16 protein-coding genes are annotated in these 17201 nt (G+C 67.6%); 6 read left to right on the plus strand and 10 right to left on the minus strand.

The features are described 5' to 3' along the window. Positions 1 to 290: 290 nt before the first annotated feature. Positions 291 to 662, plus strand: coding sequence for a hypothetical protein (locus NUG20_RS20045; protein ID WP_263396136.1), 372 nt, complete (start codon positions 291 to 293; stop codon positions 660 to 662). A 58-nt stretch (positions 663 to 720) separates the two neighbouring features. On the opposite strand, the gene NUG20_RS20050 is transcribed toward NUG20_RS20045, so the two are convergent. The 4 genes from NUG20_RS20050 to NUG20_RS20065 all read right to left on the minus strand — a co-directional run bounded on the left by NUG20_RS20050 (position 721) and on the right by NUG20_RS20065 (position 6556). Next, the gene (locus NUG20_RS20050) at positions 721 to 2508 is read right to left on the minus strand and encodes a DUF885 domain-containing protein (RefSeq protein WP_263396137.1); all 1788 of its coding nucleotides are present in this window, start codon (positions 2506 to 2508) and stop codon (positions 721 to 723) included. A 409-nt stretch (positions 2509 to 2917) separates the two neighbouring features. After that, positions 2918 to 3520 carry a cytochrome c oxidase assembly factor 1 family protein gene (locus NUG20_RS20055; RefSeq protein ID WP_263396138.1) on the minus strand — a complete coding sequence of 201 codons (603 nt, stop codon included), beginning with the start codon at positions 3518 to 3520 and terminating at the stop codon, positions 2918 to 2920. Positions 3521 to 3563: 43 nt separating this feature from the next. Further along, positions 3564 to 5795: a dipeptidyl aminopeptidase 4 gene (locus NUG20_RS20060; RefSeq protein ID WP_263396139.1), complete on the minus strand. Its 2232-nt coding sequence runs from the start codon at positions 5793 to 5795 to the stop codon at positions 3564 to 3566. A gap of 71 nt (positions 5796 to 5866) precedes the next feature. After that, positions 5867 to 6556: a glutathione S-transferase N-terminal domain-containing protein gene (locus NUG20_RS20065; RefSeq protein WP_263396140.1), complete on the minus strand. Its 690-nt coding sequence runs from the start codon at positions 6554 to 6556 to the stop codon at positions 5867 to 5869. A 111-nt stretch (positions 6557 to 6667) separates the two neighbouring features. Between NUG20_RS20065 and NUG20_RS20070 the strand changes: the two genes are divergently transcribed. The 3 genes from NUG20_RS20070 to NUG20_RS20080 all read left to right on the plus strand — a co-directional run bounded on the left by NUG20_RS20070 (position 6668) and on the right by NUG20_RS20080 (position 9701). Then, positions 6668 to 7270 carry a TIGR00645 family protein gene (locus tag NUG20_RS20070; protein WP_263396141.1) on the plus strand — a complete coding sequence of 201 codons (603 nt, stop codon included), beginning with the start codon at positions 6668 to 6670 and terminating at the stop codon, positions 7268 to 7270. 164 nt (positions 7271 to 7434) lie between these two features. Then, complete coding sequence (locus NUG20_RS20075) at positions 7435 to 8439, plus strand: energy transducer TonB (RefSeq protein ID WP_263396142.1); 1005 nt, start codon at positions 7435 to 7437, stop codon at positions 8437 to 8439. A gap of 161 nt (positions 8440 to 8600) precedes the next feature. Then, entirely contained in the window at positions 8601 to 9701 is a 1101-nt protein-coding gene (locus NUG20_RS20080) for an alpha/beta fold hydrolase (RefSeq protein ID WP_263396143.1), read from the plus strand. A 135-nt stretch (positions 9702 to 9836) separates the two neighbouring features. Here NUG20_RS20080 and NUG20_RS20085 read toward each other — a convergent pair whose 3' ends face one another. The 5 genes from NUG20_RS20085 to NUG20_RS20105 all read right to left on the minus strand — a co-directional run bounded on the left by NUG20_RS20085 (position 9837) and on the right by NUG20_RS20105 (position 14171). Further along, entirely contained in the window at positions 9837 to 11018 is a 1182-nt protein-coding gene (locus NUG20_RS20085) for an ABC transporter permease (RefSeq protein ID WP_263396144.1), read from the minus strand. After that, positions 11015 to 11761: an ABC transporter ATP-binding protein gene (locus NUG20_RS20090; protein WP_263396145.1), complete on the minus strand. Its 747-nt coding sequence runs from the start codon at positions 11759 to 11761 to the stop codon at positions 11015 to 11017. Before NUG20_RS20090 ends, NUG20_RS20085 begins: the two co-directional genes overlap by 4 nt. Positions 11762 to 11792: 31 nt before the next feature. Then, on the minus strand, positions 11793 to 13310 hold the full coding sequence (locus tag NUG20_RS20095) for an alpha/beta fold hydrolase (protein ID WP_263396146.1): 1518 nt from the start codon (positions 13308 to 13310) through the stop codon (positions 11793 to 11795). Between the two features lie 82 nt (positions 13311 to 13392). After that, complete coding sequence (locus NUG20_RS20100) at positions 13393 to 13593, minus strand: type II toxin-antitoxin system RelB family anti-toxin (protein ID WP_263396147.1); 201 nt, start codon at positions 13591 to 13593, stop codon at positions 13393 to 13395. Next, the gene (locus NUG20_RS20105) at positions 13590 to 14171 is read right to left on the minus strand and encodes a hypothetical protein (RefSeq protein WP_263396148.1); all 582 of its coding nucleotides are present in this window, start codon (positions 14169 to 14171) and stop codon (positions 13590 to 13592) included. The genes NUG20_RS20100 and NUG20_RS20105 overlap by 4 nt, the downstream gene beginning before the upstream one ends. Before the next feature lie 859 nt (positions 14172 to 15030). On the opposite strand from NUG20_RS20105, the gene NUG20_RS20110 reads away from it, so the two are divergent. After that, positions 15031 to 15381 carry a hypothetical protein gene (locus tag NUG20_RS20110; RefSeq protein ID WP_263396149.1) on the plus strand — a complete coding sequence of 117 codons (351 nt, stop codon included), beginning with the start codon at positions 15031 to 15033 and terminating at the stop codon, positions 15379 to 15381. Between the two features lie 269 nt (positions 15382 to 15650). Here NUG20_RS20110 and NUG20_RS20115 read toward each other — a convergent pair whose 3' ends face one another. Continuing rightward, on the minus strand, positions 15651 to 16235 hold the full coding sequence (locus NUG20_RS20115; protein WP_286037999.1) for a TetR/AcrR family transcriptional regulator: 585 nt from the start codon (positions 16233 to 16235) through the stop codon (positions 15651 to 15653). A gap of 111 nt (positions 16236 to 16346) precedes the next feature. Here NUG20_RS20115 and NUG20_RS20120 point away from each other — a divergent pair, with 111 nt between their 5' ends. Further along, positions 16347 to 17102 (plus strand): SDR family oxidoreductase, encoded by a 756-nt coding sequence (locus tag NUG20_RS20120; RefSeq protein ID WP_263396150.1) that lies wholly within the window; start codon positions 16347 to 16349, stop codon positions 17100 to 17102. Positions 17103 to 17201: the final 99 nt, after the last annotated feature.

Consider the following 17201-nt stretch of genomic DNA (forward strand, 5'->3'; position numbering starts at 1 on the left):
GACGCCGGCACGGCGTCGCTACGGCCTGGCCCCACCACGGTCGGCAATGCCAGAAGCCGACACCCCTCCGGCAAAGCCGGCGAGTGGCCTGATCGCGCTCTGGCCGAGCCAGGGGGCACCAAACGACCAACGGTGGCCACCGGGACCTTGCAAGCCATTGGCCGGGTTATAGTATTCCGACTCCGGGGAGTTGAGGGACCGGGTCTGCCTTGGCGGCGGACCCGCAAGGGTAATGCCACGTCATTAGTCTGAGCGCCCGGATTGGACCGTCTTTGACAGAAGGACTCGTTATGAAGCGCTGGATATGGATATTGGTCGCATTCTTCGGGCTGCAGGGCGTTGCCAGCGCAGTCCCTGTATACGAAGAGCTGTCGTGCCGGGACAACGACCCGTTCGTGTTCTGCACGCAGGGCTGCAAGGGCAGGGACAAGAACTGGATTCCTGTCACTCCAAGGGCTGGGATATGGATGGCTGTGCCTGGCTATTGCCCCTGGCCAACCTCGACCGGCCCGTGCTGCGTTGGCAATGTGTGTTTCCAAGTATGGACACAGACTGCCGTCGACGCCGTCGGCGAGTACATGCGCATCTGCCCCATTGGCGGCGGCAAGGCGAGCGACTGGATGGGGAATGGGCGCCCGGAAAGCACCCCGTACGATCACTGATCCGCTTGCATCATGCGTGCCGCTGCGGTCGCCGCAGCGGCACGCCCTGATCACGTGATCACTTCCGCTGCGCCGGCACGAACACCTCGTCCACCGCCGTCGCCAGTTGGTCCGGCGGCAGCAGGCCCTGGTCGAGCAGGAAGTTGTTGAACTTGAGCCGGTCGAACTTCGCGCCCAGCGCCAGTTCGGTGCGCATGCGCAGTTCCATGATGCGGCTGTAGCCGTAGAAGTAGCTGCCGGCCTGGCCGGGCGCGCGCATCATGTAGCGGTCCAGTTCCTGCCGCGCCATCGCCGGCGACAGGCCGACGTCGTTCTCCAGCACCAGGCGCGCGCGCTCGCGGTCGATCAGGCCCAGGTTGAGCATCGGATCGAGCATCGCGCGGGCGGCGCGCAGCAGGCGGAACTGCAGGGCGATCAGCTGGCCGTCCAGCGGTTCGTACGGCACCAGTTCGGCCTCGGCGTACAGCGCCCAACCTTCGACGTTGACCGAATTGAACGCGAACATGCTGCGCGCCAGCGACACGCCGCGCTCGACCATCGCGGTGAACTGCAGTTCGTGGCCGGGCCGGCCTTCGTGCGCGCTCAGCGTCCACGCCGCCGAGCCGAAGTTGAAGTCGTCGTAGTGCTCGCCCTTGCCGGCGCTATCCGGATTGCCCAGCGGCAGCACGAAGGTGCCCTGCTCGCCGGTGTTGCCGACCAGCGGCGCCGGGCGGAAATGCGGCGCCGGCTGCGCCGCACTCTCGGCGGCCGAACCCAGCCGCATCTGCATCGGCCGCTGTGGCACGTCGACGATGCGCTGCTGGCGGATGATCGGGTCGATCTTTTCGATGACGCCGCGGTAGTGGGTCTCCAGCTCGTCGTTGGCGATGGTGTCGCGCTTGAGCGCGCGAATCACCGCGCGGTAGTCGCTGGCATCGTCGACCTTCAGGCCCTTGGCCTTGGCCACCAGCGGCGCCAACTGCTGCATCGCCGCGCGGGTCTCCATGAATTCCAGCTGCGCGCGCTGCATCAGCAGCTGCGGCGCGATGTCGATGCCGACCTGCTTGAGCTGGAAGGCGTACAGCTCCGGCGGCAGGCGCGCGTCCTCGCGCGCCTTCGGCAGCACCACCTTGCGCGTCCACGCGGCGTAGTCCTTGAACTGTTTGTCCATCGCCGCGAGCGCCGGTTCGGCGCCGTCGATCTTGTAGGTCGCGAACAGTTCGCGGATGCCCTTGGCGTAGGTGTCCACGTTGCTCAGCGCCTGCTCGACCTCGCGCCGGGTCGGCGGCAACAGTGCGCCGTCGGCGCGCTTTTCCTCGTAGCGCTGGCGCGCCAGCAGCAGCGAGGAGGTGCTGCCGGGCAGCAGGCCGACGTAGCGCTGCAACCGGTCCAGGGCCTTGGCCCGGCGCGCCGCCGGCACCTGCTCGGACAGCAGGTTGTTGATCCCGCCGAACACCATCTGCGGCGCATCGTTCCATGGCAGCAGCAGCCGCTCGTTCAACGCGCTGCCCTCGATGGCCTGGTCGGCGGCGTGGAGCATGATCGCCAGGTCCTGGCGCACGTTGGGATCGCGCTCGAGCTCCAGTTTCTCCTGCAGCGCGCGCCGGGCCTGGGCGATCGCGTCGCGATAGCGGCGGGCGTTGTCCGGACCGAGGTCGGCGACCTTGTCGTCGTAGCCGGGCACGCCGAAGAAGCTCACTTCCTCCGGCTGGAACGGGGCCTGCGCCTGCAGCAGGATCTGCGCGAAGTCGTTGCTGCGCGTCACCCATGCCGGGCTGGCGGCCTGGGCCTTTGCCGGGGCGGTCTGCGCCAGCACGGGCAGCGGCGCGGCCAGGGCCAGCGCGATGGCGAGGACGAGTGGCTTCATCGGGTGCTTCTCCAACGGGACGATGCGGCGACCGTACGCGGCGCACGCTCGGCCAGCAACCTGCCGTAGGTCATGGCGGTGCCGATCCGGGACGAGGCACTCGCAAACGGACGCGGCGGGCGCCGTTCCAGGACATCGAGATCGGCGCCAGCTCGGTGGCCGACTCCGCTCCCGAGCTGGGCGGCCCGATCGATGAGCACCGCAGCGCAGCGGTTCGACGCGCCGCTTGCGCTACTGCGACGCAGCAATGCGCCAAGGTTCGTGCTGGTACCTAGCGCTATTGTCCGACCGCTTCGGCAGGCGACTTCGCGGCGCCTGCCGCTGCACGCACCGAAGTGGGCGACATCGTGCAATACACCACCGCCATCAGCCAGACTGCCGGCAATCCGCGGTGCATTCCCCCGCATGCCTACTGCGTGCTGTCGGCCTCCGCCGGGACAACCGGGTCGGCCTCGGCCTGCGTTTCGTCGGCGGCGTCCATCTCCGGGTCGGACTCGACGCCGGTCTCGCCGGGCTCGTCCATGTCCGACTCGTCGAGCAGCGGAATCGCTTCGCCGGCATCGGGCAGCACCTGCAGCGTGGTGTAGTGCCATTCGCCGGCATGGCGCTCGGCCTCGATGTACAGGGTGCCGTTGCCGCGCGCGCCGTGCAGCGAAACGCTGAAGTTGGCGCTGCCGGTGCCGTTGCTGGTGGAAATGCTGCCGCTGGGCATGATGCCGTCCTCGACCGGCGCGCCCAACGCCTCGATCACCCGCGGATCGTGCTGCGCCGCCTTCAGGCCGACCTGGTAGGGCTCGGACGATTTGGTGACGCTCGCGATGCCGGCCACGAACATGGCGATCGAGCCCAGCAGCATCGCGCCGAGCAGCAACGCCAGCAAGGGCACCGCCCATTTCCAGTGCCGCGCCCACCAACCGCGCTTGGCCGGTAGCTGCTGCGGCTGCGGCTGCGGCTGCGACGGTGGCGGTGGCGGCGCGGAGGACGTCTCGGGAAGCGGCGGAGGCGTGGACATGCGGGGAATTCCTTTTCGGAGAGAGGCGACGTGAGGTGTGCGATCAGGGCTTCAGGCAACGCGCCAGGAACGCTTCGGTGGTGCGGTAGCGGTGCAGCGCATTGCTGCCGGACAGGCTGTGCTTGGCCCCAGGATAGGTCATCAGTTCGAACAGCTTGCCGCGCTTCTGCAGCTCGCTCATCAGCGAGGTGGAGTTGGTGAACAGCACGTTGTCGTCGGCCATGCCGTGGACCAGCAGCAGAGGCGAGTTCAGGCCGTCCAGGTGCGCGGCCACGCGGCCGTCGCGGTAGCCGACGGGATTGGCCGCGGGCAGGTTCATGTAGCGCTCGGTGTAGTGGCTGTCGTACAGGCCCCAGTCGGTGACCGGTGCGCCGGCCACGCCGCAGGCATAGGCCTCGCTGTGCTTGGCCAGCAGCATCAGGGTCATGTAGCCGCCGTTGGACCAGCCGTACACGCCGATGCGCGCGCCATCCACCCACGGCTGCGCCTTCAGCCAGGCGACGCCGCGCAGCTGGTCGTCCACTTCCACCGTGCCCTGGCGCTGGTACAGCGCGCCGCCGAAGTCGCGGCCGCGGCGCGGGGTGCCGCGGTTGTCGACCGAGAACACGACGTAGCCGTGCTGGGCCAGGTACTGGTCGAACAGCGCATCGCCGCGGCTGGGCCAGCCATCGACCACGGTCTGCGCGGCCGGGCCGCCGTAGACGTAGACCACCACCGGATAGCGCTTGCCCGGGTCGAACCCGGCGGGCTTGGTCAGCCGGTAGTGCAGCGGCGTCTTGCCGTCGGCCGCGGTCAGGCTGCCGAATTCCACCGGGCGCTGCGCATCGCGGTATTTCGCGTAGGGATGCTGCGGATCGGCCAGGTCGTTGGCCAGCAGCGTGGCGATCTTTTCGCCATTGGCGCGGAACAGCTCGATCTGCGGCGGGGTGGCGGTGTTGGACCAGCTGTCGACGTAGACGCTGGCGTTCTTGGCGAAGCTGGCCGCATGCGTGCCGTTGGGCTTGGACAGCCTCTCGATCGCGCCGCCGGTCAACGGCACCGCGTAGATGTGGGTCTGGGTCGGCGACTCCTTGGTCGCGGAGAAGTAGACCTTGCCGGCGCCCTCGTCCACCGCCAGCAGCTCGTCGACGATCCAGTCGCCGTGGGTCAGCGGAAGCAGCTTGCGGCCGTCTTCCGAGGCCAGGTACAGGTGCTCGTAGCCGCTGCGCTCCGAGCCCCAGACGAAGCGGCCGTCCTTGAGGAAATGCAGGTCGTTGTTGAGCGGCACCCAGGTCTTGCTGGTCTCGGTGACCAGCACGCGCTGCTTGCCGCCGGCCAGCGTCGCTTCGACCAGTTCGAGCCGCTTCTGGTCGCGCGACTGGCGCTGGAAGGTCAGCCGCTGCGCATCGCGCCAGTCCACCCGCGCCAGGTAGATGTCCGGATTCTTGCCCAGGTCGATCCACTGCGGTTGCGCGTCGGCGCGCGGCGCGATCGTGCCCAGCTGGATCCTGACGTTGGGCTGCCCGGCCTGCGGATAGCGCTGGTCGATCACCTCGGTGTGGTCGGCATACACCTCCGGACGCTTCTGCACCGGCACGCCGGACTCGTCGATGCGGGCGAAGGCGATCGCCGAATCGTCCGGCGCCCACCAGTAGCCGGTGTGGCGGTCCATCTCCTCGTCGGCGACGAACTCGGCCACGCCGTTGCCGATGGTGTCGCTGCCGTCGCGGGTCAGCTGATGCTGCTGGCCGCTGGCCAGCTCGATCACCCACAGGTTGCGCGCGCGCACGAAGCTCACGTAGCCGCCCTTCGGCGAGATCTTCGGGTCGGTGGCGAAGCCCTCGCCATCGGTCAGCTTGCGCACCGCGGCGCGGCCGCTCTTGCGCAGGTCGTACAGGTACAGCTCGCCGCCGAGCGGGAACAGCAGCGCCTGCGCATCCGGCGCCCACTGATAGTCGACGATGCCCGAATAGGCAGAAATGCGCTGGCGTTCGCGCCGCGCCTTCTCTTCGTCGCTCAGCGTCTCGGTGCCCGGCAGCACCACCTTCGAATCCACCAGCAGCCGGGTCTGGCCGCTGGCGATGTCGTATTCCCACAGGTCCAGCTGGTTGCGGTCGCTGTCCTTGCCGCGCAGGAAGGTCACCCGCGAGCCGTCGGGCGCGACCTTCGGCTTCATCAAGGTGGGGCCGGACAACGGCTTGCTGCCGGTGATGGCCTCCAGGGTCAGTTTTTCGGCGTGCGCGGGAACGAGGGGAGTGGCGAGCATGAGGGCGAGAGCGGCGAACAGAGAGCGCATGAAGGTTCCTGGCGGAGCACCGGGCGCAGGAGGATGCGCGCCCGGGGTTGAGAGACGTGACGCGGGCCGGCTCAGCGCTGCCCGAACAGCTGCTTGCGCTCTTCGTCGCTGAGCGGCTTGCCGGCGTCCGGGTTGACCTGGTCCTTCAGCGCGTAGGCGCGTTGCGTGGCCGGGCGCGCGCCGATCGCGTCGTGCCAGCGCTTGAGGTGCGGGAACGCGGCGTAGTCGGGCTTGAGCCCGTTGTACACCTCGATCCACGGATAGCTGGCCATGTCGGCGATGCCGTAGTCGGCGCCGGCCAGGTATTCGCTGCGCGCCAGGCGCTTGTCGAGCACGCCGTGCAGGCGCCGCACTTCATTGCTGTAGCGGTCGATGGCATAGCCGATCTTTTCCGGCGCATAGACGCTGAAGTGGCCCATCTGCCCGCTCATCGGGCCGAGCCCGGCCATCTGCCAGAACAGCCATTCCAGCGCGACGATGCGCCCGCGCGGATCGGCCGGCAGGAAACGCCCGGTCTTCTCGGCCAGGTACAGCAGGATCGCGCCGGACTCGAACACGCTCTGCGGCGCACCGCCGTCGGCCGGCGCGTGGTCGACGATCGCCGGCATCTTGTTGTTCGGCGAGATCGCCAGGAACTCCGGCTTGAACTGGTCGCCGGCGCCGATGTTGACCGGCTTGACGGTGTAGTCCAGCCCGGCCTCCTCGAGCAGCAAGGTGACCTTGTGGCCGTTGGGCGTGGGCCAGTAGTACAGATCGATCATGGCGGCGGTCCGGGAACGGGGCGCCCAGTGTAGCCGCGCCCTGCGCTTGGCAGCATCCCGGCGGGCCGGTACCCTGCGCCCTTCCTGCAACGCAGCATCCGATATCACGCCATGAGCCCGCCGCCCCGCCTCAATCCGCTGTCCAGCCTGATCTTCGCCTCGCGCTGGCTGCAGCTGCCGCTGTACCTGGGCCTGATCGTCGCCCAGGGCGTGTACGTGTTCCTGTTCGGCAAGGAGCTGTGGCACCTGATCCACGAGGCGCCGAGCCTGGGCGAGCAGCAGATCATGCTGATCGTGCTCGGCCTGATCGACGTGGTGATGATCTCCAACCTGCTGGTGATGGTGATCGTCGGCGGCTACGAGACCTTCGTCTCGCGACTGGGCCTGGAGGGCCATCCGGACCAGCCGGAGTGGCTGAGCCACGTCAACGCGAGTGTGCTGAAGGTGAAGCTGGCGCTGTCGATCATCGGCATTTCCTCGATCCACCTGCTCAAGACCTTCATCGCGGTCGGCGCGCTGGACGGCATGCCGATGTGCTCGCCGGAGCAGCTGGCCAGCGCCGCCACCGCCACCGTGGGCCTGAAGACCTGCGCCACACTGACCGCGACCGGCGTGCTGTGGCAGACCATCATCCACGGCATCTTCATCCTGTCGGCGATCGGCATCGCCTGGACCGACCGGCTGATGTCGGCGCCGGCGAAACCGGCGCACTGACGCACGCCGGTCCGGCCGCCGGCACGGGGCCGTCAAGCACGCGGCGGACGTGGATGCTAGATTGGGGGATGGGTGCACTGGCAGGGACGGGGGGAGCCGGTCCGGCCGCGCGGGAAGCACCATCGCTGCGTATTCATTGCCATCACCGGGGACTAGGGGGAAGCATGTTGCATGTAACGACATTCGCAAAGGCGCGCCGCGTGGCGCCGGTCCTGCTGCTTGCCGCACTGGCGGCGGCCTGTTCCAAGCAGGAAGAGACCACCCCGACCGCCGCGCCGGCGGCCGCACCCGCCACGGTGGCGCCGGCCGCGCCGCCGGTCTCGGCCAAGGTGCAGTCGATGGGCACCGAGCAGCTGCACGAGTCGGCCAGCCAGGCGCTGCGCGAGAACCGCATGTACGCGCCGGCCGGCAACAATGCCGTCGAGTACTACCTGGCGCTGCGCGACAAGCAGCCGGACGACGCCGGGGTGAAGAGCGCGCTGACCGACCTGATGCCGTACACGCTGATCGCCGCCGAGCAGAGCATCAACCGCGAGGACTTCCCGGAAGCGCAGCGGCTGGTCGCGCTGATCGAGAAGATGGACAGCCAGGCGCCGGCATTGCCGCGGCTGAAGCAGGGCGTGAGCAACGGCGTGCAGTCGGTGGCGCAGCGCACCCAGGAAGAGAGCGACAAGGTCAAGAAGGACGCCGAGCAGAAGGCCAAGCTCCTGGCCGAGCAGCAGAAGCAGGCGCAGCAGCAGGCCAGCGAGGCGCAGGCCGCGCAGCAGATCGCCGCGCAACAGGAAGCCGCGCGCCGCGAGACGGCGCGCCAGGAGGCCGAGCGCCAGGCCGCTGCGGCGCGCAGTGCGCCGACGCCGGCACCCGCCGCGGCCGCGCAACCTGCCGCGACGCCACCGGCCGCCGCGGCCAGCACGCAATCGTTGCGCGCGATCAGCACGCCGGCGCCGCGCTACCCGCCGGAAGCCTTGCGCTCGGGCACCGCCGGCGAAGTGCTGGTGGAGATCACCGTCGGCACCGACGGCTCGGTCACCAACGCGCGCGTGCTGCGCGCCACCCCGCCGCGGGTGTTCGACCGCGAGGCGTTGAACGCGACCAAGCGCTGGCGCTTCGAACCGGTCAGCGCGCCGGTCACCACGCGGCGGACGCTGGCGTTCAATCCGGGCGGCTGACGGACACGCATGCGGCACCAGGAAAGCCCGGCGCGATCCGGGCTTTTTTGTGGGCGCGGACACGGCTGCCGCGGGCGACGTCGGTCAGTAGGCCGAGTGGCCTATGACAGGCGCGCGGCCGCCTTCTAGGATCGGCCTTCCATCGCCAATCGGAGATCGCCATGCGCCCGCGCGTCCTGTTGCCGTTGTGCTTGCTTGTCGCCGCCGCCGCCCAGGCGGGCACGCCGCCGCCGGAGGACCGCTATGCGCCGGCACGCGAGATCGTCGCCGACATCGGCAGGATCGTGACCCCGGACGGCGTGCAGGAAACCTTCGAGGTCGAACTCGGCGGCACCCGCCAGGTGGTCAACGTGCGCGGCGCCGATCGGGCCAACCCGCTGCTGCTGTTCATCCATGGCGGCCCGGGCGCGGTCGAGATGCCGGTGGCATGGTCGTTCCAGCGGCCGTGGGAGGATTTCTTCACCGTCGTGCAGTGGGACCAGCGCGGCGCCGGGCGCTCCTACCCGCTCAACGATCCCAAGACGCTGGCGCCGACCCTGACCCCGGCGCGCTACCGCGACGATGCGATCGCGCTGATCGAACAGTTGCGCCGGCGCTACGGCAAGGCGAAGGTGTTCGTGCTCGGCCACAGCTGGGGCTCGATCGTCGGGCTGGAGGTGGCGGCGCAGCGCCCGGACCTGCTGTACGCCTACATCGGCATGGGCCAGGTGATCGACTTCCGCGCCAACGAACGCGCCGGCTACGACTGGGTGCTGGAGCAGGCGCGCCGCGACGGCAACGCCGCCGCGGTGGCCGAACTGGAAGCGCTGCATCCCTACCCCGGCGATGGCGCGTTCGACATCGACAAGATGAGCACGCAACGCAAGTGGTCGATCCACTACGGCGGCCTGGCGGCCGGGCGCCGGGATGCGGATTTCTATTTCCGCGCCCCGCGCCTGTCGCCCGAATACACCCCGGCCGACATCCAGGCGTGGGACCAGGGCAGCGCGTTCACCATCGCCACGCTGTTCCCGCAGTTGTCCGACGTCAGCTTCGCCTCGCTGCACACGCTGCAGGTGCCGGTGATCATGCTGCTCGGGCGGCAGGACTACACCACCCCGTCGGCGTTGACCGCGCGCTGGTTGCAGCAGGTGCAGGCACCGCGCAAGCGTGCGGTCTGGCTCGAGCACTCGGCGCACCTGCCGATGGTGGAAGAACCCGGCCGCGTGCTGCAGGCCCTGCTCACCGAGGCGCTGCCGCTGGCCGAACCGGCCCCGCGCTAGCCGGCCTGCACGGCATGCGCTGCCGCGTTCGGTAGCAGGGCGTGCAGCGCCGCGCAGGTTCCGGCCAGCATGCGCCCCGGCCAGGCCGATCCGCATTGCGCACCCGCACGCCGCGGGCGCGGACACGCGGCGATCTCAGCCCGAGATCGCCAGGCGCTCCTGCCGGTAGCGGCGCACCGCGGCCAGCCACAACACCGCGGCCAGGCCGAAGCCTGCGGCCAGGTACACCGCCCAGATCTGCAGGTCGATCGGTTCGCGGCGGATGATCTTCAGCAGCATCTGGTTCTGCGCCAGGAACGGCACCGCGAACTGCCACAGGGTGGTCTTCAGCGGATACACCATCAACGCGTAGCCGGGCAGCATCGGCAGCAGCATCAGCCAGGTCATGTGGCTCTGCGCCTCCTTCATGCTCTTGGCCGCCGCCGCCAGCACGGTCAGCAGCGAAGTGCCGATGAACAGCATCGGCAGCAGCACGAACAGCATCTGCAGCATCGCCACGAAGCTGACGTTGAGCTGGCGGCCGATGCCGCTGGCGAACTGCGCGCTGAGCTTGAACGCGAGCAGGGTCAGCAGCAGCGAGGCCAGCCCGACCACGCAGGCGGCGGCGATCTTGCCGCTGACGATGGCCCCGCGCGACGCCGGCGTGGCCAGCAGCGGTTCCAGCGATTGCCGCTCGCGTTCGCCGGCGGTGGCGTCGAGGATCAGGTAGGCGCCGCCGATGAACGAGGTGATGGTCAGCAGCACCGGCAGCAGGATCGACAGCAGCGCGCCACGCTTGGCCTCGGCCGTGGCCAGGTCCTGGGTGGCGATGTCCAGCGGCCGCGCCACCTGCGCGTCGACGCCGCGCGCCAGCAGGCGCAGCGCACCGACCTGCTGGCTGTACATGCTCAGCGCCGCCTGCACCCGCGTGGCCGGAATATCCGCATCGCGGCGGGTGCTGTCCTTCACGATCTCCACCAGCGCCGGGCGGCCCTCGCGCCAAGCCTGTGCGTAGTCGTCGCCGATGCGCAGCGCCAGGTCGATGTCCTGGTTGCGGATCGCCGCGGTCAGATCCTTGGGCGGGGCGACCGCGTTTAGGCCCTGCGCGGCGAGGAACGCGACCAGGTTCGGTGCGTGCTCGCGGCCGATCACCGGAATGTCCAGCGGCTTGTCGATCTGGGTCCTGACCCGGCTCTCGGCCAGCGCGCCCATGCCCAGGATCAGCGCCGGGTACAGCAGCGGGCCGAGCAGCAAGGCCAGCGCCAGGGTGCGGCGGTCGCGCCCGAGGTCGCGTAATTCCTTGCGCATCACGGTGAAAACGGTTCGAAACAGGCTCATGCGTGCAGTCCCTCGTCGCTGCCGATCGCCTTGACGAAGGCGTCTTCCAGGTTGTCCTCGCCGGTCAGGGCGCGCAGTTCGTCGGCGGTGCCGGCCGCCACCACCGTGCCCTTGGCGACGATGACGATGCGATCGCACAGCGCCGCCACCTCCTGCATGATGTGGCTGGAGAAGATCACGCAGCGCCCTTCGGCGCGCAGCCCGCGCAGGAAGCCGCGCATCGCGCGGGTGGTCATCACGTCCAGGCCGTTTGTCGGCTCGTCGAGGATCACATTGCGCGGGTCGTGGACCAGCGCGCGCGCGATCGCGGTCTTGGTGCGCTGGCCCTGGCTGAAGCCCTCGGTCTGGCGATCGAGAATGTCGTCCATGTCCAGCGCCGTGGCCAGCACCCGGGTGCGTTCGGCGATGCGCGCCGCCGACAGCCCGTGCAGTTCGCCGAAGTAGGCGATGTTCTCGCGCGCGGTCAGCCGCTTGTACACGCCACGCGCGTCGGGCAGCACGCCCAGCGCGCGGCGCACCGCCAACGGATCGGCGCCGACGTCGATGCCGTCCACCCGCACCTGGCCCTGGTCGGGCGTCATCAGCGTGTACAGCATGCGCAAGGTGGTGGTCTTGCCGGCGCCGTTGGGACCGAGCAGGCCGGTGATCTGGCCGTCGGCCGCTTCGAAGCTGACCCCTTGCACCGCCTGCACGGTGCCGGTCTTGGTCTTGAACGCCTTGTGCAGATTGTCGGCGACGATCATGCGCGGTCCTCCCTGCGAAACGCTGCGCGGCTCATGGTTCCCATCCGTTGAATGAAGTGAAGGCCGGCACGCCGCTCATCGCGTCCAGGCAGGTGGCATCGAGTTGCTTGGCATCGGCGTTCTCGAAGAACTGGCCCAGCAGCTTGGGCATGCAGCCCAGGGTCATGGTGCCGTGGCCCTGCCCGCGCACCACCAGGTGGCGGCCGTTGGGCAGCCCCTGCAGCACGCGCGCGGCGTAGCGCGGCGGGGTCACCGGATCCAGTTCCCCGGAGGTCAGCAGCACCGGCAAGCTGGACTTGAACGGCGCGGTGAAATCGGTCGGACGCGTGCCGGTCGGCCACACCGGGCAGGCGGCGAAGAACATCTGCGCCACCTCCGGGCCGAGCAGGGTATCGCCGCCGGCGGCAGGCGCGCTGTAGCGGTCGGCGTCCTCGGCGCAGATCACCGACCATTGCATGCCGCGATTCATTTGCCCGTCCATCTGCTTGCCCATCATCTGCGCCAGCGACATCAGCGGCGCGTAGCGTTCGTGCGCGGCCTCGTCCAGCACCAGCGGCAGCAGCGAGGCGGTCTGCGGCGCATACGAGAACGAGAACGCGAGGCTGGTGACGGTGTCGGCGGTGACCCGGTCGTGCTTGCTCTCGCCGCTGGCCGGGTCGCGATAGTCCACCTCCACCGGCGCCTGCCGCAGCCGTTCCACCACCGTGCGCAACTGCGCGCGGGTATCGGCAGGAAAGCGCTTGGCGCAGGCCGGAGTGGCCTTGCACTGCTCGGACTGCAGCTTGATCGCGTCCTCGAAGGTGGTGGCGAACTCGCCGCCGACCACCAGGTCGTTCGGCGCCACGCCGTCGATCACCACGCTGCGGGTGTGCGCCGCATAACGCGTCGCATACTGCTGGGCCACGCGGGTGCCGTAGGAGCCGCCGATCAGGTTGAGCTTGTCCGCGCCGAGCGCGGCGCGCACCGCATCCAGGTCGGCGATGGCCTGGGTGGTGGTGTAGTAGCGCGGATCGGCGCGGCCCTGCAGCGACTGCGCGCAACGCCTGGCGTAATCGGCCAGCTCCGCCGCGGTGGGCACACCGGTCAGGTCGGCCAGCTGCATTTCCTTGCCGTCCGCGCCCAGGCAGGTCAACGGATTGGATTGGCCGGTGCCGCGCTGGTCGATCAGGAACACGTCGCGGCGCTTGCGGGTATCGCGCAAGGCCAGGTCGACGATGCTGGCCACGTCGGTCGCCGCCTGGCCCGGGCCGCCGGCGAGGAAGAACACCGGGTCCGGCTCGCTGCTGCCCTGGCCGCCGACCGGCAGCCAGGCGATGTTGAGTTCGATCTTGCGCCCGCCGGGCGCCGCCGGATTCTCCGGCACCGGCATGCGCGTGCATTGCGCTTCGACGTTGTTGGCCGCGACCGGACTGGTCAGCGTGCAGGGATGGAAGCGCAACGTGCCGTAGCTGCGCCCCGCATTCTGTGGCGCCGGTCCTTGTCCGGCCTGGCAGGCGGCGAGCAGCAAGGTCGTCGCAACGACGGCAAGCGCTCTGCATGGGTGTGGCATGGTTCGCATCCTTGAGTTCATGGGGTGCAGGATGCCATGCCGGAGCATGGCGTCGTAGGTGACCGATGGCAGGTCGGAGGGACTACTCGGGATCGTCGAACAGGAACACCTGCTCGATGCTGTGCGCGAACAATCGCGCGATACGAAACGCCAGCGGCAGGCTCGGATCGTACTTGCCGGTTTCCAGCGCGTTGATGGTCTGCCGCGACACGCCCAGCCGCTCGCCCAGTTCGCCTTGCGACCATCCCTGCGCTTCGCGCAGCTCGCGGATGCGGCTGTTCATTGGTAGCGGCGCGCATTCACGCCTTTGGCGATGCCGTAGGTCGCGCACAGCAGCGGGAACACCCACATCATCGCCACCGTTGCCGGCACCGCGATCGTGCCCGCCGCCTGCAGGAATCCGGCGGTCATGTAGCCGCCACTGACCAGCGCGGCGGCGATGGCGATGGACTCCAGTTCGATGCGCCGTTGCATCTCGTCGGAGTCGCGCACGAAGCGCGTCACCGCGCGGATCACCAGCGCCACCAGCAGCGCCGGCAGCAGCGCGATCAACACCCGCGCCCAGTCGGTCTCCACGCTGCTGAGCAGGCGCCTCCAGCACAGCATCACCGCGACGTAGATCAGCATCGGCGGACCCAGTTCACGGTAGTAGCGGCGCGCCAGCGCCGGCACCGCGCTGTCGCGCATGCTGCCCGACGACCACCACAGCATCAGCGCCAGGAAGATGCCGCCGATGCACAGACCGAGCCACAACCCGCGAAAGTAATCGTCGCCGCGCAACAGCCGCAGCGACGACGTGGCCGCGAGCATCACCACGCTCACGCACAGCACGATGATCGCGCTGCGCTTGCAGCGGTTCATGCCCGCACCCCGACTGCAACCCGAGCCGGCCCCCGGCGGTAGCGATCCACCACCACCCCGCTGTTCTCCATGACAACCCCTGTCAAGCACGCTTTACAGGAGGATGCGCGCAGCCTGAGGGGATGTCAAGCATCCTTTACAGGCTGGAGCGCATCGACGCGCTCGGGTTCTCCGCATCGCCTTTCAGGCAGATGTACCTGCCAGTACGCCGTTCGCCGATTTGCCCACTCGACTCGAAAGTCCGCCCGGCAGCCACCGCAGATCCCCGCATTCTCCAATCATGCTCGGCCGTACTGGTCGCCCGACCTGCCAGATGGCGACACAAGCTCTCCCGCAACTCCGTCCCTCTTTGAAAGGTCGATAGTTCCTCAACTGCACCTGATCTAGCGCACCACCGCACGCTGGGTTAGTCTTGGGACGGGGCAAATTGCACTTCAGATCGAAGAAAATATCTTCTCCGGGCTCGCTTTTGTGCGAAGCGCAACGAGTATCGAGATTTCCGGCAATATGCAAAAGGGGATCGAAATTTGAGATATCTTCAAAGGCTTTTGGATGGCCTCTGAAGTTGCGAATGCGCAATATGCCAGCATCGAGACGGCCTACGGTGAACGACTGCTGGGAATGGGCATCAAGGCGCTTGTCAGCGACCTTTGCGGCGACGCCTCTAGCCGGAAAGATGGCCAATTGCGTGGGCGCAGACCGCTATGACTTGTTGACGAACAGCGACCTACGGAGTTCATTCGAAGCGTCAGGCATAGAGCAGCGACTCGGCATAACCGCAGCATTGCCAACAATCCAGGTTGCTGTGAGCACGCAGTCCATCTGGGGATGAACTTCCAATGATCACAGGGAGAAATACATGAAACGATTCTTTATCGGCACGCTGCTCTGCGCCTTATCGATATCGGCGTCCGCGGCGGTATGCAATGTCGAAGGGAAGGCAGGGACATTAATTCCTTCGCAAGGAGTTGCGGGCCTGTACATGACCGGCGCCATCTCCGGCTGCTCCTGCGATTATAATATGATCTGGATCGACACCACAGCGGATGGCGGCAAGGCGATGTATGCCGCAGTCCTGGCAGCGAAGCTCAACAACCTGCAGGTCAAAGCCACCATACAAGACGGACAAGGCAGTACTTCCCCAGGTTACCAAGCAATCACGTATCGGTACAACGCGACGTGCAAGCTCATGGCTTTCGAGCTCATGTAGACCCACAGCGTCGGTGCCGTCGCGGAACTGCCACAGCTCATTTCAATGGGGCTACGCTGGTCGAGCAATAGGGCCGTCGCCATCGGATGCAGCAACGACAGCATCCGCGCTAGACGAGACCTCGCAATGGGAACACGCTGAATTCCACGCAATCGATCACCCGGATCGAGCACCGGCTCCATCTCGGCAAGCCTATGAAATGCGGGCGAGCCCAAGCAAGGCATCTGAAGAACAGCGAAGACGTCATAGCGCGCGCTGCGCTGAAGCCGCTATGCCTTGCCGGCCGACGCCCGCCTTGGCGCGCCTGCGCACAGTCCCTCCATGACCGTATCCATGAGCCAGGTCAGACGTGGCTGCCAGTCCTCGGCAGGGTCGATCTGCCAGATACCCGCGATCGCCAGGAAAAACTTGTCCGCGGTGATTCCCGGCCGGATCGTTCCGGCTTCCTCGTTCGCATCGAGCAGCATCTGAGCGGCAGCGATCACGGGAGCATAGCCCTCGTTGCCCGCGCACTCCTTCGTATTCGCAACGTCGCGCAGTGCGCCAGCCAGGCCTGCCTTGGTGATCGCGTACTCGGCCAGGCGGTTCATCCACTCGCGTAGCGCCCGCTCAGCGGGGAGCGTCTTCAGCAAGTGCTCGGCGAACCCGGTGACCTGCAGCATTTCATGGCGATAGACCTCGATCACCAATGCCTCCCGCGTGGGGAAGTGGCGGTAGAAGGTCCCCTGCCCGACGCCCGCCTTCTTGGCGATCGTGCTGAGGGGAACATCGGCCGAACGGACCAATTCCGCGAGCGCGACCGACAGGATGCGCTCCCGATTCTGCATTGCATCAGACCGCTTTGGCTTTTCCACACCTGTTCCCTTCACGATTCCGTTGACAAACGGACAACTGTCCGCCAACGTATCTGGAAACGGATTGCTGTCCGTTTTTGATTCTACCCCTTCCGCAACCAGGACACGTCCGTGAAGAACACAGGCAATACGATTCTCATCACCGGCTCCACCTCTGGAATCGGGCTCGGGCTGGCACTGCGACTGCAACAGGCCGGAAACACCGTCATCGTCTCGGGGCGCAAGAAGGCGCTGCTGGACCAGATCACCGCCGAGCATCCGGGCATCGAGGCGATCGAACTCGACGTTGCGGACGCGGCGTCCGTCGTGGCAGCGAGCCGCCTGGCGGCCGAACGCTATCCCGGCCTCAATGTCGTCATCAACAATGCCGGCATCATGCCGAGCGAGAACGTCTTCAAGGCGGAGTCCCTGAAGGCCGCCGAAGAGGCGATCGCCATCAACCTTCTCGGCACCATCCGCATGACCTATGCGTTCTTGCCGCAACTTGCCAGCAACAACGACAGCGTCATCATCAACGTCAGCTCCGCACTGGCGTTCGTTCCGTTCCCGGCAGCCATGACGTACAGTGCCACCAAAGCCGCCGTGCATTCGTTTACCGAGAGTCTGCGTGTTCAATTGGCCGGCACCAAGGTGCAGGTCGTCGAGCTGGCGCCTCCCGGCGTGCGCACCAAGCTGTTTGGCCAGGGCAACGACGAGCACGCCATGCCCCTGGACGAATTCCTCGATGAGGCTCTGGCGCTTCTGCATGCAGAACCCACGCCCAAGGAGATCATCGTGGAGCGCGCGAAGTTTCTTCGGCAGGCCGAGGCGAACGGCAGCTACGACGAGGTTCTGGGAATGCTCTCCTCCGTAAAGGTTCCGGATTAGGCAGCACGTCCGGGTCGTCGGCACGATGGCGCCGCCGTGCCGAGCTGGGCGCAACGAACCATCCCTGGCATACCAGCGGTTCGTTCGCCAGCCACCAGC

The sequence above is a fragment of the Xanthomonas sp. CFBP 8443 genome, from assembly GCF_025666195.1.
GTDB lineage: Bacteria > Pseudomonadota > Gammaproteobacteria > Xanthomonadales > Xanthomonadaceae > Xanthomonas_A.